General features: G+C 64.3%; 14 protein-coding genes. 7 read left to right on the forward strand and 7 right to left on the reverse strand.

Annotated features, from left to right (window positions below; all coding sequences use genetic code 11):
• Positions 1-26 precede the first annotated feature (26 nt).
• Positions 27-440: a large-conductance mechanosensitive channel protein MscL gene (gene mscL, locus K8U54_RS13155; protein ID WP_070886103.1), complete on the reverse strand. Its 414-nt coding sequence runs from the start codon at positions 438-440 to the stop codon at positions 27-29.
• Positions 441-724: 284 nt separating this feature from the next.
• On the opposite strand from mscL, the gene K8U54_RS13160 reads away from it, so the two are divergent.
• Both K8U54_RS13160 and K8U54_RS13165 read left to right on the forward strand, forming a co-directional pair.
• Entirely contained in the window at positions 725-979 is a 255-nt protein-coding gene (locus K8U54_RS13160; protein ID WP_249906288.1) for a DUF465 domain-containing protein, read from the forward strand.
• 80 nt (positions 980-1,059) lie between these two features.
• Entirely contained in the window at positions 1,060-1,296 is a 237-nt protein-coding gene (locus tag K8U54_RS13165; RefSeq protein WP_249906289.1) for a YdcH family protein, read from the forward strand.
• A gap of 168 nt (positions 1,297-1,464) precedes the next feature.
• On the opposite strand, the gene K8U54_RS13170 is transcribed toward K8U54_RS13165, so the two are convergent.
• Complete coding sequence (locus tag K8U54_RS13170; RefSeq protein WP_249906290.1) at positions 1,465-1,950, reverse strand: GNAT family N-acetyltransferase; 486 nt, start codon at positions 1,948-1,950, stop codon at positions 1,465-1,467.
• Positions 1,951-2,087: 137 nt separating this feature from the next.
• Here K8U54_RS13170 and radA point away from each other — a divergent pair, with 137 nt between their 5' ends.
• Complete coding sequence (gene radA / locus K8U54_RS13175; RefSeq protein ID WP_070886107.1) at positions 2,088-3,455, forward strand: DNA repair protein RadA; 1,368 nt, start codon at positions 2,088-2,090, stop codon at positions 3,453-3,455.
• Positions 3,456-3,562: 107 nt separating this feature from the next.
• The gene (locus K8U54_RS13180) at positions 3,563-3,733 is read left to right on the forward strand and encodes a hypothetical protein (protein ID WP_249906291.1); all 171 of its coding nucleotides are present in this window, start codon (positions 3,563-3,565) and stop codon (positions 3,731-3,733) included.
• An 82-nt stretch (positions 3,734-3,815) separates the two neighbouring features.
• On the opposite strand, the gene K8U54_RS13185 is transcribed toward K8U54_RS13180, so the two are convergent.
• From K8U54_RS13185 to K8U54_RS13195, 3 genes are all read right to left on the reverse strand, one after another.
• On the reverse strand, positions 3,816-4,187 hold the full coding sequence (locus tag K8U54_RS13185) for a PilZ domain-containing protein (RefSeq protein WP_013793044.1): 372 nt from the start codon (positions 4,185-4,187) through the stop codon (positions 3,816-3,818).
• A gap of 346 nt (positions 4,188-4,533) precedes the next feature.
• Complete coding sequence (locus K8U54_RS13190; protein WP_070886109.1) at positions 4,534-5,160, reverse strand: response regulator; 627 nt, start codon at positions 5,158-5,160, stop codon at positions 4,534-4,536.
• Positions 5,157-6,530, reverse strand: a complete 1,374-nt coding sequence (locus K8U54_RS13195; protein WP_249906292.1) for a cache domain-containing protein — start codon at positions 6,528-6,530, stop codon at positions 5,157-5,159. The genes K8U54_RS13190 and K8U54_RS13195 overlap by 4 nt, the downstream gene beginning before the upstream one ends.
• Positions 6,531-6,778: 248 nt before the next feature.
• Here K8U54_RS13195 and K8U54_RS13200 point away from each other — a divergent pair, with 248 nt between their 5' ends.
• The 3 genes from K8U54_RS13200 (at position 6,779) to yjiA (ending at position 10,103) form a co-directional block, all read left to right on the forward strand.
• Complete coding sequence (locus tag K8U54_RS13200; protein WP_249906293.1) at positions 6,779-8,860, forward strand: carbon starvation CstA family protein; 2,082 nt, start codon at positions 6,779-6,781, stop codon at positions 8,858-8,860.
• A complete protein-coding gene (locus K8U54_RS13205; protein ID WP_249906294.1) occupies positions 8,850-9,053 on the forward strand; it encodes a YbdD/YjiX family protein in 204 nt (67 codons plus the stop codon). Before K8U54_RS13200 ends, K8U54_RS13205 begins: the two co-directional genes overlap by 11 nt.
• Before the next feature lie 84 nt (positions 9,054-9,137).
• Positions 9,138-10,103, forward strand: a complete 966-nt coding sequence (yjiA, locus tag K8U54_RS13210; RefSeq protein WP_249906295.1) for a GTPase — start codon at positions 9,138-9,140, stop codon at positions 10,101-10,103.
• Between the two features lie 212 nt (positions 10,104-10,315).
• Here the strand turns inward: yjiA and rpoD are convergent, their stop codons facing one another.
• Both rpoD and dnaG read right to left on the reverse strand, forming a co-directional pair.
• Positions 10,316-12,163, reverse strand: coding sequence for an RNA polymerase sigma factor RpoD (rpoD, locus tag K8U54_RS13215; protein ID WP_249906296.1), 1,848 nt, complete (start codon positions 12,161-12,163; stop codon positions 10,316-10,318).
• A 67-nt stretch (positions 12,164-12,230) separates the two neighbouring features.
• On the reverse strand, positions 12,231-14,210 hold the full coding sequence (dnaG, locus tag K8U54_RS13220; RefSeq protein WP_249906297.1) for a DNA primase: 1,980 nt from the start codon (positions 14,208-14,210) through the stop codon (positions 12,231-12,233).
• Between the last annotated feature and the right edge of the window lie 54 nt (positions 14,211-14,264).

Raw genomic sequence — 14,264 nt, forward strand, 5'->3', positions numbered from 1 at the left:
GTTTTCTTTCCCGAGCCGCTACCCGGTCAATCCTTGTGCTGCTGGTTCTTGAGCAGGTCACGGATTTCCGTCAGCAGCACTTCCTGGGTGCTGGGCGCTGGCGGCACCGATGGCGCCACGGCTTCTTCACGCTTGAGTCGGTTGATCGCCTTGACGCCCATGAAGATGGCGAAGGCGATGATGATGAAGTCGATCACCGTCTGGATGAAGCGCCCGTAGGCCAGCACCACGGCAGGCAGGTCGCCTTCGGCGGCCTTGAGGGTGATGGCCAGGTCGGAAAAATCCACCCCGCCGATCAACAGCCCCAGAGGCGGCATGATCACGTCGCCGACGAAGGACGAGACGATCTTGCCGAAGGCCGCGCCGATGATGATACCGACCGCCATGTCGACGACGTTGCCCTTGACCGCGAAGGCCTTGAATTCGTTGATGATGCTCATGTGCAACCCCCTGGATCCGATTGGTGCGCTGAAGTGTAAAGCACTGCTGCCTGTGTGCCATGTGCCGCCGTTTGGGCAGCGCTAGGTTTGTGACCCTGGCGCTGGGCAATTGTCCGAATTTATTGCCGGCCAATCACCCTGGCAGATTCATTGCAGGGCTCTGCGTTGCGGCTGCGAGCACCGACGACAGGCGCTTGCCCGACACTGCCGCCGTTGACGAGGATCAACGGCCAGGACCGTTTGGCCGACTACAGTGCGCCCATTCATCTATCGGGAGCCCGGCCATGCATATCGATTATTCCGCCCAGTCCGACGCCATCTCGCGGCTGCGCAGCAACCCCGCGTACGCCGCGCTGGTGGAGCAGCACGACGATGTCGACCGCCGCATCGCCCGTATCGAGAGCGGCCTGGAGCGGCCCGAGGGCCTCAGCCTGGCGGCCCTGAAACTGCGGCGCTCGGGCTTGCGCGAGGACCTGGCGCGCCAGCAGCGCAAAGCCCAGGGCGGGTGCTGCAACTGCGGCAACAACTGCGGCGGCTGATGCAGTTCGTCGGGCGGTTAGTGCTGGCGGCGATGGGCTAAGGTCAATGCATCATCACCCCCACACAGAGGAGCGCCCCCATGACCGCCGAGCACAACCTGCGCGAAGAATTCCGTGAGTACGGCGATGCCCTGACCGAGCGTCGCAAGAGCAACCCGGGTTTCGATGGCCTGGTAGGTCGCTACCAGGACCTGGACAAACGCATCGTCGATCTCGAATCGGGCAACCAGCCCTTCGACGACGAAACCCTGGGTCGCCTGCGCCGCGAGCGCGTGCTGCTCAAGGACAAGATCGTGCAGGAACTGACGCAAGGCTGAGCCTTTAGCTGAGGGCGAGCGCAGCGATGCTCTAGGGCTTTAGCGAGGGCTTCACGGGTATCGCTGCGCTCGGCCGCTGGCTACCGCTTCGATCGTTCCCCGGGTATCGCAACGCCGGACCACGAGCGTTTCGTAGCCGGGCTTAGCCGCAGGCGTAACCCGGGCTCTTCAAGCCTGCACCCTGAAAGGTTGCAGCCCTGGCTCGTCCCCATCCCTATCCAGCTCGTATACCGCGAATGGCAGTTCACCGAGCACTTGCCGGCAAAAGGCGCTCGCCAGCTTATCCTGCTCATAGCAGCACACCAGCCAGCGGCGCCCGTCGCTGACCGTTTGCTGCAGCAACGCGCGGCCGATACCCAGGCGCCGGTACTTCCTGAGCAGGAACAGGTCGGCGAACTCCATGTCCGCCACGGCCGCGCCCTCGCAGGCTTCGAGCAGCAGAAAACCGGCGATGAAACCGTCGACCAGAATCAGATTCGCGCTCCAGCCCTCGTCCTGCCAGTAACGCTGCAGGTGTGGCTGGTGCACGTAGAAGCGCCCATCGACCTCGACATCCTCCTGCTCCCAGCCCGACGACTCGTAGGCATAGAACTGGTAGAGGTTGCTGATCAGCGGCAACTGCTCGACGCTGGCGGGAATCAGTTCGATGGACATCGCGGGCCTCGGGGCAGGGGAGCGGGGCATTATCGACCCGGGTGACCCAGCGCCGATAGCCCGTGTGCGCAGGTCTGTAAATTTATCCAGTTGTTCGGTATCGTTTCGGCCTCGATTGATCAGGCAGGACGACTCCCATGGCCAAGGCCAAACGCTTGTACGGCTGCACCGAGTGCGGCGCGACCTTTCCCAAGTGGGCCGGGCAATGCGGCGAGTGCGGCGCCTGGAATACCCTCACCGAAACCATGATCGAAGCCGGCGGCGCCGCAGCGCCCAGCGGGCGAACCGGCTGGGCGGGACAGCAGGCGCAGTTGAAGACCCTGGCCGAAGTCAGCGTCGAGGAGGTGGCACGCTTTTCCACCGCCTCGGCCGAACTAGACCGCGTGCTTGGCGGCGGCCTGGTGGACGGCTCGGTGGTGTTGATCGGCGGCGATCCCGGGATCGGCAAGTCGACCATCCTGCTGCAGACCCTGTGCAACGTTGCCCAGCGCTTCCCTGCGCTGTACGTCACCGGCGAGGAGTCCCAGCAGCAGGTGGCCATGCGCGCCCGGCGCCTGGGCCTGCCCGAAGACAAGCTGAAGGTGATGACCGAAACCTGCATCGAAAGCATCATCGCCACCGCCCGCCATGAAAAGCCCAAGGTCATGGTGATCGACTCGATCCAGACCATCTTCACCGAGCAGCTGCAGTCGGCGCCCGGCGGCGTCGCCCAGGTTCGCGAGAGTGCGGCGCTGCTGGTGCGCTTCGCCAAGCAGAGCGGCACGGCGATCTTCCTGGTCGGCCACGTGACCAAGGAAGGCGCCCTGGCCGGCCCGCGGGTGCTCGAGCATATGGTCGATACCGTGCTGTATTTCGAGGGCGACCCCGATGGGCGCCTGCGCCTGTTGCGTGCGGTGAAGAATCGCTTCGGGGCGATCAACGAGCTGGGCGTGTTCGGCATGACCGACAAGGGCCTCAAGGAAGTCAGCAACCCGTCGGCGATCTTCCTCACCCGCGCCCAGGAAGAAGTGCCGGGCAGCATCGTCATGGCCACCTGGGAAGGCACCCGGCCGATGCTGGTGGAAGTGCAGGCGCTGGTCGACACCAGCCATATGGCCAACCCGCGCCGCGTGACCCTGGGTCTCGATCAGAATCGCCTGGCCATGCTGCTGGCCGTGCTGCACCGCCATGGCGGCATCCCCACCTATGACCAGGACGTGTTTCTCAACGTGGTCGGTGGCGTGAAAGTGCTGGAAACCGCCTCCGACCTGGCGCTGATGGCCGCGGTGATTTCCAGCCTGCGCAATCGGCCGCTGCCCCATGATCTGCTGGTGTTCGGAGAGGTCGGTCTGTCTGGTGAGATCCGCCCGGTGCCGAGCGGCCAGGAGCGCCTGAAGGAGGCGGCCAAGCACGGCTTCAAGCGCGCCATCGTGCCTAAGGGCAACGCGCCGAAGGAGGCGCCGGCGGGTTTGCAGGTGGTCGCGGTAACGCGCCTGGAGCAGGCGCTCGACGCGCTGTTCGAGTGACTGCGGCGTTGTGCCGCTGGGTGCGCCTGGCGGCTATTGACCTGGGTCAACCCTGGGGCAGGGCAGCGGTCGCAGGATGAAGGCGTACCCACAGAGGAGACGCCATCATGCTGCTGTTCTACGACATCATCGCCAAAGCCAGTTTCTCGCCGGTCGACCGCCTGGGCGTCGAGCGCAAGCGTCAGCCATTTGTGGATCTGCTGCCGCGGGTGGTGAAAGTGCGCCGCGCCCGCCGCCGCGAAGCCGACGCGGCCTGCTGCGATTTCACCATTCATTGAGTGAGCGTGAGGCGCCGCTAGCAGCGCCATCGATATAGAAGAACGGCCGCTTCCGGTTTGCCCGGGCGGCCGTTTTGCGTGGTCAGTTGTCGTCTTCGCAGAGCGCGGCCAGCTCGCGTTCGAGCAGGGCTTCGTCGCCCAGGTTGAGCTCCACCAGGCGGCGCAGGTGGCTCATGGAATCCAGGTCGATGTGGTGGCAGAGAAAGCCCAGCACGCGCTCCTCGCGGTGTACCAGCTCGACCTGCATGGTCACTTGCAGGTTGTCATCGAGGGCGATGCGCAGCAGGTAATCCTGGCCGGCTTCGCCTTCCCAGTTCCAGGGCCGGCGCACCAGCACGCCGCGGAAGGAAATGTCGTGCAGCTCCACCTGCCAGCTCTGCTCGCCCTGCACGATCTCGGCGGGCGCGTCGAAGGCGATGCGCTGGAAGCGCCGACGTTCGTGGTTGTCACTCATGGAAGCTGTCCTCTGTTGGTTTAGGGTCTGTTGCCGTTTCAACGCGAGCCGCGTTGCCGCGAGAAATCTCGCCAGGCTAGGCGGAGGACGCAGGGAATGGTTGTTCCCTTGCCAAGTCCTCCAACGACGCATGGCGAGATGTCTCGCACAACCCGCAGGGCCGGGTCCGTTTTGTCGCGATGCGGCGTTTCTCGCCGGCTCATTTAGCTAGCTAAACTTCGCGGCTCGTGCCTTGCCTCGCGACAAAACGGACTCCGGCGCGGCCGTGCGTGAAACGGCAGCAGACCCTAGCCCACTATAGCCAAGCCGCGCGATGGCGTCGCCGCAGGCATGCTCGGCGGTGACCTCAGGTTTGCGGCGACCAGCCATACTCCATGGCGTGCTTGACCAGATCGGCAGGCTTTTCGATATCCAGTTTGCGGCGAATGTTCAGCCGGTAGGTTTCCACGGTGCGCACGCTGATCGCCAGCTCGCGGGCCATGGCCTTGTTGTTCAGGCCCTGGGCCATCATCAGCAGCACCTGCCGTTCACGCGGGGTCAGCTCGCCTTCCTCGGTTTCTTCCTGGGCCAGTTTGTGGGCCACGTCGCCGCTGTAGAAGCGCCCGCCGACCGCCAGCACGTCGATCGCCGAGATGATGTCCTGGGACGGCGCCTCCTTGAGCACGTAGCCCGAGGCGCCCATGCGCAGCGAGCTGCTCACGTATTCCTGATTGTCGTACATGCTCAGGATCAGCACCTTGGTGGCCGGGTGGCGCTTCTTGATGATGCCGGTCAGCTCCAGGCCGTTGATGTCCTTGAGGCCGATGTCCATCAACAGGATGTCCGGCTGCTCGCGGGCCACCAGCTCCAGGGCTTCGCTGCCACTGCCGGCCTCGCCGGCGATCTCGAAATGCTCGACCATCGACAGCAGCGTGCGGATGCCTTCGCGCACCAGGATGTGGTCGTCGACGAGGGCGATGCGGATGGTCTTCATACAGGCTCGGTCCGGGATTGTGTCGCGTCCGTGGAGAGTAACAGGGCGACGCTCAGAACGGTGCCGGCCGATGTGGAGGTGATACCGAAGTCGCCGCCGAAGTGCTCGACCCGCTCGCGGATGTTACGCAGGCCGATGCCGCCGCTCTGCTCGGCCTGGCGTGGGCTGAAACCGCTGCCATCGTCGCTGATGCGCAGGTTCACCCGCCGCGGGTTGCCGGTCAGCTGGATGGTCACCTGGCCGGCGCCGGCGTGGCGCTCGATGTTGGTCAGCGCCTCCTGGAGGATGCGAAACAGCGCTACGTTCATGTCGTCGCTCAGGCGCGTGTCGCCCAGGCTGTTGTCGTAGGCGACGCGCAGCCCGCTGCGCTGCTCGAACTCGCTGGCCAGTTGGCCGATCGCCGAGGCCAGGCCCAGGGTGTCGAGCAGCGAGGGGTGCAGGTCATGGGAGATGCGCCGCACCTCGCCAATCGCCCCGGCCAGGCGCTCGATGCCCTGGCGCAGGGTCTGCGCGGCGCTGGCCTTGCCGGCTTCCAGCTCGTGGGCGGCCAGCTCGAACTTGAACTTGATCGACACCAACAGCTGGCTGATGCCGTCGTGCAGCTCTCGTGACAGCCGCGAGCGCTCCTCCTCCTGGGAGGTGATGATGCGCTGGGTCAGCTGCTGCTGCTTGCGGTCAGCCAGGCGGTGTTCGCTGACATTGAGGGTCAGGCCGCTGGCAGACACCAGCAGCACGGCGATCAGCGCAACGATGGCGATGGCCAGCATGGTGGTGCGGATGCCGCTGCCGACGTCGTGACGCACCTGGGCGATGGCGTTGTCGACGTCTTCCAGGTAGATACCGGTGCCGAGCATCCAGCCCCAGCGCTCGAGCATGGTCACGTAGGCGAGTTTTTCGGCGACCTGGCCGGTGGAGGGCTTCTGCCAGCCGTAGCGTTGGAACCCATCGCCTGCGGTGGCGCTGCGGATCAGGGCCTGGATCACCAGCAGGCCGTGGGGGTCGGTCATGTTCCACAGGTCCTTGCCCACCAGGGTGGCCTGGCGCGGGTGCATCAGGCTCTTGCCGCTGCGGTCGTAGACGAAGAAATAGCCATCGCTGCCGAAGTTGATGCGCTCGAGCAACGCCAGCACCTGGCGCTTGGTCTCGTCGTCGTCGCGGCCGCTTTCGTACAGCGGCGCGATGGTGCTCAGGGCCATTTCCACGTAGTGCTTGAGCTCGGCCTGCTTGCTGCCCAGGATGCTGTGTTCGATCAGCTGGGCCTGCTGGTTGCCCAGGCGCTGGTTCTGGATCAGCACCAGCAGGCACACCACGGCCACGGCCAGCAGCATCGGCAGCAGGCTCAGGGCGACGATCTTGTGCTTGAGTTGCATGGGTCCTCCGGGCGGCATTGCCGGGGCGGGCAGCCCCGTGGCGGGTGGACGGCGGGGCAGAGCATACACAAAGGCGCGGCGCCGGGTTGGCGAGAACCGCGCTCGTCTACGTAGTTCTACGTAGCGGACCGTGGGTAGTTTTGCGAATTACTGCAAAGCGTACTTATATGGATAGTTGCGGGGGCTCAACTGAGCACAACAATAACAATGAGTGTTGCAGGTCTTGACCTGCGACCGGAGATGTCCAAATGACCAGAATGACCAGTCATATCGCCTGGTTTGCGGTCGCGTTGCTGGGCGCCTTCGCGCTGGGCACCGTGGCGCTGAACCGCGGCGAATCGATCAATGCCTTGTGGATCGTCGTCGCTGCCGTGGCGATCTACCTCGTCGCGTACCGCTACTACAGCCTGTTCATCGCCACCAAGGTGATGCAGCTCGACCCCACCCGCGCCACACCCGCCGTGCTCAACAACGACGGCCTGGACTACGTTCCGACCAACAAGCACATCCTCTTCGGTCACCACTTCGCCGCCATCGCTGGCGCCGGCCCGCTGGTCGGCCCGGTACTCGCCGCGCAGATGGGCTACCTGCCGGGCACCCTCTGGCTGATTGCCGGGGTGGTACTGGCCGGTGCGGTACAGGACTTCATGGTGCTGTTCATTTCCACCCGCCGCAACGGCCGCTCCCTGGGCGAGCTGGTGCGCGAGGAAATGGGCCAGATCCCCGGCACCATCGCGCTGTTCGGCGCCTTCCTGATCATGATCATCATCCTCGCGGTGCTCTCGCTGATCGTCGTCAAGGCGCTGGCGGAAAGCCCGTGGGGCATGTTCACCGTGATGGCGACCATTCCCATCGCGATGTTCATGGGCATCTACATGCGCTACATCCGGCCCGGCCGTATCGGCGAGATTTCCCTGATCGGGGTGATCCTGCTGCTCGGCTCGATCTGGCTCGGTGGCGTGATCGCCGCTGACCCGGTATGGGGCCCGGCTTTCACCTTCACCGGCGTGCAGATCACCTGGATGCTGATCGGCTACGGCTTCGTCGCCGCGGTGCTGCCGGTATGGCTGATCCTGGCGCCGCGCGACTACCTGTCGACCTTCCTGAAGATCGGCACCATCATCGCCCTGGCCATCGGCATCCTGGTGGTCATGCCCGAGCTGAAGATGCCGGCGCTGACCCAGTTCACCGACGGTACCGGTCCGGTGTGGAAGGGCACCCTGTTCCCGTTCCTGTTCATCACCATCGCCTGTGGCGCGGTGTCCGGCTTCCACGCGCTGATCAGTTCGGGCACCACGCCCAAGCTGCTGGCCAACGAAACCCACGCCCGTTACATCGGTTACGGCGGCATGCTGATGGAGTCCTTCGTGGCCATCATGGCCATGGTCGCCGCCTCGGTGATCGAGCCGGGCATCTACTTCGCCATGAACAGCCCGGCGGCCCTGGTCGGCTCGGACGTTCAGTCGGTGGCCGCCACGGTCAGCAGCTGGGGCTTCGTGATCACCCCCGAGCAGCTCGAGGCGGTGGCCCGGGATATCGGCGAGAACACCATTCTGGCCCGTGCCGGTGGCGCCCCGACGCTCGCCGTGGGGATCGCGCAGATCCTGCACAGCGTGCTGCCGGGTGAGAACACCATGGCCTTCTGGTACCACTTCGCGATCCTCTTCGAAGCGCTGTTCATCCTCACCGCGGTGGACGCCGGTACCCGTGCCGGTCGTTTCATGCTGCAGGACCTGCTCGGCAACTTCGTGCCGGCCCTGAAGAAGACCGAGTCCTGGACCGCCAACGTGATCGCCACCGCCGGCTGCGTGGCCCTGTGGGGCTGGCTGCTGTACCAGGGCGTGGTCGATCCGCTGGGCGGCATCAACACCCTGTGGCCGCTGTTCGGCATCTCCAACCAGATGCTCGCCGGTATCGCGCTGATGCTCGGCACCGTGGTGCTGATCAAGATGAAGCGCGAGCGCTACGTGTGGGTGACGCTGATCCCGGCCACCTGGCTGCTGATCTGCACCACCACCGCAGGCCTGATCAAGCTGCTCGACCCGAACCCGGCCGTGGGTTTCCTGGCCCTGGCCAAGAAGTACCAGGCTGCGCTGGACGCCGGGCAGATCATCGCCCCGGCCAAGGACATCGGCCAGATGCAACACGTGATCTTCAACGCCTACACCAACGCCACGCTCACCGTGCTGTTCCTGTTCGTGGTGCTGAGCGTGCTGTTCTACGCGATCAAGGTCGGCCGCGCCGCCTGGCGCAAGGAGCTGCGCAGCGACCGTGAAGCCACCTATGAAGCGCTGCCTGCAGACGCGCCGGAGGTTGCCCGTGTTCAATGATCTCAGCCGGATGGGCAAGTACCTCGGTCAGGCTGCCCGGATGCTGGTGGGCATGCCTGACTACGACACCTACGTCGAGCACATGGCCAGGAAACATCCCGATCAGCCAGTGATGAGCTACGAAGCCTTCTTCCGCGAGCGTCAGGAAGCACGTTATGGTGGTGGCAAGGGGCGGCCGATTCGCTGCTGCTGATATCACCTGGCGGGCCCTGGGGCCCGCTTCAAGCACCATACGCCACGCCTCGTCGTGGCGTGTGTCTTTCAGAGGAATGCATTCATGTCCTTTTCCCCGATTCCGGTCACCGTGCTCAGCGGCTTTCTCGGTGCCGGCAAGACCACCCTGCTGCGGCATATCCTCAAGGCCGAGCACGGCCTGAAGATCGCGGTGATCGAGAACGAATACAGCGAGACGCCGATCGACAGCCAACTGCTCGGCAGCGAGCCGGTGCAGGTGATGACCCTGGCCAACGGCTGCGTGTGCTGTTCCATCCATGTCGAACTGGAGAAGGCGCTGTTCGTGCTGCTGGAAAAGCGCGACAGCGGCGAGCTGGATTTCGACCGCCTGGTGATCGAGTGCACGGGCCTGGCCGATCCCGCACCGGTGGCGCAGACCTTCTTCGCCACCGAGGAGCTGTGCGAGCGCTACGTGCTGGACGGCATCATCACCCTGGTGGACGCCGCCAACGCCGAGCGCCACCTGCAGGAAGCCATCGCCCAGGCCCAGGTCGGTTTCGCCGACCGCATCCTGCTGAGCAAGACCGATCTGGTCGATGAGGCTACCCGTGAGGCGCTCGCCGCACGCCTGCAACGGATCAACCGCCGGGCACCTATCCGGGTGGTCGAACATGGCCGTATCGATTTGAGCGAGCTGCTGGACGTGCGTGGCTTCAACCTCAATGCCGATGTGGCGACGAGCCTGCGGCCAGTGATGGCGGGCAAGAGCAGCGACCGCATCGCCACCCTGGTGCTGACGGGCGACCAGCCGCTGGATCTCGACCGGCTCAGCGGTTTCATGGAAGGCCTGCTGGAACAGCACGGCAATTCGCTGCTGCGCTACAAGGGTGTACTGAGCATTGCCGGTGAAGACCGCCGCATGGTGTTCCAGGGCGTGTTGCGGCTCTACGGCTTCGACTGGGACAGCGAGTGGGGGGCCGACGAGAAGCGCGAGAGCGTGATCGTGTTTATCGGCGACAACCTGCCGGAGGCAGCGATTCGTCAGGGGTTCGCCGAGCTGGCGGGCTGAGCTGGCGAACAGTCTGTTTCCGCCGCGTAGGTTTTTTACCTTTGCGCGGATTGCCCGGTGGCTTGCCGCTGGCTGCGTCGCTGGGCTCAGTTGTAGGGTGGATGACGCTCTTTTCATCCACCAATGCGCTGGCAAAAAAGCCGCTCTATGAGCGTTAAGCACAGGCGAAAAAAATGCCGGTCAGTGACCGGCATTTTTCATTCCGTGAACCCTTACTCGTCGAGGAACGAGCGCAGGTGTTCGCTACGGGTCGGATGGCGCAGCTTGCGCAGTGCCTTGGCTTCGATCTGGCGGATACGCTCACGGGTGACGTCGAACTGCTTGCCCACTTCCTCGAGGGTGTGGTCGGTGTTCATGTCGATACCGAAGCGCATGCGCAGCACCTTGGCTTCACGGGCGGTGAGGCCGGCCAGCACTTCGCGGGTGGCTTCCTTTAGGCTTTCCACGGTGGCCACGTCGATCGGGGACTGCATGGTGCTGTCCTCGATGAAGTCGCCCAGGTGCGAATCCTCGTCGTCGCCGATCGGGGTTTCCATGGAGATCGGCTCTTTGGCGATCTTCAGCACCTTGCGGATCTTGTCCTCGGGCATTTCCATGCGCTCGCCCAGCTCTTCCGGCGTGGGCTCGCGACCCATTTCCTGGAGCATCTGACGGGAGATGCGGTTGAGCTTGTTGATCGTCTCGATCATGTGCACCGGAATACGGATGGTGCGTGCCTGGTCGGCGATCGAACGGGTGATCGCCTGGCGAATCCACCAGGTGGCATAGGTCGAGAACTTGTAGCCGCGACGGTATTCGAACTTGTCCACCGCCTTCATCAGGCCGATGTTGCCTTCCTGGATCAGGTCGAGGAACTGCAGGCCGCGGTTGGTGTACTTCTTGGCGATGGAGATGACCAGGCGCAGGTTGGCCTCGACCATTTCCTTCTTGGCGCGACGGGCCTTGGCTTCACCGATCGACATGCGACGGTTGATGTCCTTGATCTCGGCCAGGGTCAAATCGCTTTCTTCCTGCAGGGCGATCAGCTTCTGCTGGCAGCGCTGAATGTCGGCTTGCAGGTTGCCGATGGCTTCGGCGTACTTGGATTTGCCCTTGGCCAGGCTGGCAGCCCAGTCCAGATCCACTTCGTTGCCCGGGAACAGGCGCAGGAAGTCGGCACGCGGCATGCGGGCATCACGCACGCACAGCTGCATGATGGCGCGTTCCTGGCCGCGCAGGCGGTCCAGGGCGTCACGCACGCGCACCACCAGTGCGTCGTACTGCTTGGGCACCAGCTTGATCGGCATGAACAGCTCGGCCAGCAGGCGCAGCTCTTCGATCGCCTGCTTGCTGTCGCGGCCGTGCTTCTTCAGGGCCTTCTTGGCGACCTCCAGCTGATCGGCTACCGCGGTGAAGCGGCGCAGGGCCTCTTCAGGATCCGGGCCGCCATCGCCTTCTTCTTCCTCGTCGTCGCTGTCGCCGTCTTCCTCGTCATCGTCCTTGTCTTCGGCCTTGTCGTCCGAAGAGGCTGGAACTGGCGCGGCGGCTTCGGCCGGCACGCTGCCGTCGTCCGGGTCGATGTAGCCACTGAGAACCTCGACCAGACGGCCGCCCTCGGTGGTGACGCGGGTGTATTCGGCGAGAATGCTGTCGACGGTACCCGGGAAATGAGCGACGGCGCTCATGACTTCACGGATGCCTTCTTCGATACGCTTGGCGATTTCGATCTCGCCTTCGCGGGTCAGCAGTTCCACGGTCCCCATTTCACGCATGTACATGCGAACCGGGTCGGTGGTGCGACCGATATCGGTTTCAACGGCCGCGAGTGCAGCGGCTGCTTCTTCGGCAGCGGCTTCGTCGGTGTCGGCTTCGGCCAACAACAGGGCGTCCGCATCCGGAGCACTCTCGAATACGTTGATCCCCATGTCGTTGATCATGCGGATGATGTCTTCCACCTGTTCCGGATCTGAAATATCCTCGGGCAGGTGGTCATTGACCTCCGCGTAAGTCAGGTAACCCTGCTCACGACCACGGCTGATCAATTCTTTCAAACGAGATTGCTGTTGCGCTTTTCCGGACATAACACCCTATCCACTTAAGGTCTTGGCGGGCTGAAAACAAGCCGAGGATTATACCTCAGCTCGGCGCTCAGGCGCCAGTTGGGGTCTTGCTGGGCGAGTTGAGGCTGCTGTAATGCTCGCGTAACAGCGCCTTTTCCTCGTCGGTGAGTTCGCTCGGGCTTTTCTGCATGATGCTGCGCAGAGCGGTTTCGCGTCGCCTGAGCGACTGGCTACGGGCAAGTGTAGTTATGGTGTCGAAAAACTGCCGTTCAAGGTTGTCGTGATCGATCAGCCATTCTTTTTCTGCCAGAACCTTGAGTAGGCGGCCCTGTTCGGTGCCGTGCCAACGGGCGATCAGTTGCAGCGAACGCAGGTTCGGCTGCTTCTGCAGGGTACCGACCAGGGCCACCAGCAGTTGGGCGTAGGTGTCGTCTTCGGCGGCGAAGTTGCTGACATCCTCGACCTTCTGCGCCAGTTCAGGATGGTGCAGCAGGCTGCGCAGGGCACTCAGGTGCGGCGACTCGACACTGACCGCGGTGCGCGGCGGGTGGTAGTCGTCGCGGCCTTTCTTCCACTTGCCGCCATCCTTCTTCCATTCGCCCTTGCCGGGTTTGCGGGCCGGGCGTTCGAACGCCTGCGCCGGCGCAGCATGCTCCTCGAAGCCTGGCGGCGCGTCGTAATAGGCGCTGTCCGGGATGGCTTCGAAGGGCGGCGCGTGGTTGTCGTGGCTTTGCGGGGCGGGCCCGCTCGGCTGGCGCGCGGGCGCCGCCTGCGCCTGGCCCATGGCGCTGGCGTCGAGGCCGGTGATCTGGGTCAGGCGCTGACGCATCAGTGCGCGGAGGGTGTTGCCGGGAATCTTGTCGATCAGCGGCGCAGCCAGGGTGACCAGATGCGCCTTGCCTTCCAGTGAGCGCGGGTCGGCCTCTTCGCTCAGTTGCTGGAAGAAGTAATCGGCCAGCGGCTGGGCGTGCTGGTGGATACGCGCCTGGAAGGCATCGGTGCCCTCGCTGCGTACCAGGGTGTCCGGGTCCTCGCCGTCGGGCAGGAACAGAAAGCGTGCGCGGCGGCCGTCCTGCAGGTTGGGCAGGGTGGCCTCCAGGGCGCGCCAGGCCGCATTGCGCCCGGCCTGGTCGCCGTCGAAGCAGAACAGCACGCTGGGCACCAGGCGGAACAGGCGCTTGAGGTGTTCCTCGCTGGTGGCGGTGCCCAGGGTCGCCACCGCGTTGCGCAGGCCTTGCTGGGCGAGGGCGATGACGTCCATGTAGCCCTCGACCACCATGATCTCGTCGAGGTTGCGGTTGTGCTTGCGTGCTTCGTACAGGCCGTAGAGTTCCTGACCCTTGTGAAAGACCGGGGTCTCGGGCGAATTGAGGTACTTGGGCTTGTCGTCGCCCAGCACCCGACCGCCGAAGGCGATCACCCGGCCGCGGCTGTCGTGGATGGGAAAGATCACCCGGTCACGAAAGCGGTCGTAGCGCTTGCCGCTGTCCGGGTTCTCCACCAGCAGGCCGGCATCGATCATCGCCTTGTGCTGCAGGCTGTCGCCGGCCAGGTGCTTGAGCAGGTTGTCCCAGCCCGGTGGGGCGAAGCCGAGGCCGAAGTCCCGGGCGATTTCACCGGACAGGCCGCGACCTTTCAGGTACTCGACCGCGGCGCGGCGCTGTGGATGGCTTTTCAGTGCCTGGCGGTAGAAGTCGGCAGCCGCCTTGAGCAGGGCGTACAGCGGCGAGTCGGTGGCCTGGCGGGGCTTGCCGCCGCGGCCGTTGTCCTCGCGCGGCACCTCCATGCCGGCGCGCTTGGCCAGCTCTTCCACGGCTTGCGGAAATTCCGTCTGGTCGTGATCCATCACGAAGCCCAGGGCGTTGCCGCCGGCGCCACAGCCGAAGCAGTAATAGAACTGCTTGTCCGGGCTGACCGTGAAGGAGGGCGTCTTTTCCTTGTGGAACGGGCAGCAGGCGCTGTAATTCTTGCCGGTCTTCTTCAACTGGATGCGCGAACTCACCACATCGACGATATCGGTGCGGTTGAGCAGGTCATCGATGAAGGATTGCGGGATCAGGCCGGCCATAGACGCTCAGGATATCCCAGATGGGTAACGGCAAAAACGCAAAAACTCCGCCAT

The sequence above is a fragment of the Pseudomonas fulva genome (assembly GCF_023517795.1).
Lineage (GTDB): Bacteria > Pseudomonadota > Gammaproteobacteria > Pseudomonadales > Pseudomonadaceae > Aquipseudomonas > Aquipseudomonas fulva_D.

What these genes read in the sequence shown, in the direction of transcription:
- mscL (WP_070886103.1), bottom strand. Translation starts at nt 440, where the DNA reads ATGAGCATCATCAACGAATTCAAGGCCTTCGCGGTCAAGGGCAACGTC.
- K8U54_RS13160 (WP_249906288.1), top strand. Translation starts at nt 725, where the DNA reads ATGCATATCGATTATTCCGCCCAGTCCGACGCCATCTCGCGGCTGCGC.
- K8U54_RS13165 (WP_249906289.1), top strand. Translation starts at nt 1,060, where the DNA reads ATGACCGCCGAGCACAACCTGCGCGAAGAATTCCGTGAGTACGGCGAT.
- K8U54_RS13170 (WP_249906290.1), bottom strand. Translation starts at nt 1,950, where the DNA reads ATGTCCATCGAACTGATTCCCGCCAGCGTCGAGCAGTTGCCGCTGATC.
- radA (WP_070886107.1), top strand. Translation starts at nt 2,088, where the DNA reads ATGGCCAAGGCCAAACGCTTGTACGGCTGCACCGAGTGCGGCGCGACC.
- K8U54_RS13180 (WP_249906291.1), top strand. Translation starts at nt 3,563, where the DNA reads ATGCTGCTGTTCTACGACATCATCGCCAAAGCCAGTTTCTCGCCGGTC.
- K8U54_RS13185 (WP_013793044.1), bottom strand. Translation starts at nt 4,187, where the DNA reads ATGAGTGACAACCACGAACGTCGGCGCTTCCAGCGCATCGCCTTCGAC.
- K8U54_RS13190 (WP_070886109.1), bottom strand. Translation starts at nt 5,160, where the DNA reads ATGAAGACCATCCGCATCGCCCTCGTCGACGACCACATCCTGGTGCGC.
- K8U54_RS13195 (WP_249906292.1), bottom strand. Translation starts at nt 6,530, where the DNA reads ATGCAACTCAAGCACAAGATCGTCGCCCTGAGCCTGCTGCCGATGCTG.
- K8U54_RS13200 (WP_249906293.1), top strand. Translation starts at nt 6,779, where the DNA reads ATGACCAGAATGACCAGTCATATCGCCTGGTTTGCGGTCGCGTTGCTG.
- yjiA (WP_249906295.1), top strand. Translation starts at nt 9,138, where the DNA reads ATGTCCTTTTCCCCGATTCCGGTCACCGTGCTCAGCGGCTTTCTCGGT.
- rpoD (WP_249906296.1), bottom strand. Translation starts at nt 12,163, where the DNA reads ATGTCCGGAAAAGCGCAACAGCAATCTCGTTTGAAAGAATTGATCAGC.
- dnaG (WP_249906297.1), bottom strand. Translation starts at nt 14,210, where the DNA reads ATGGCCGGCCTGATCCCGCAATCCTTCATCGATGACCTGCTCAACCGC.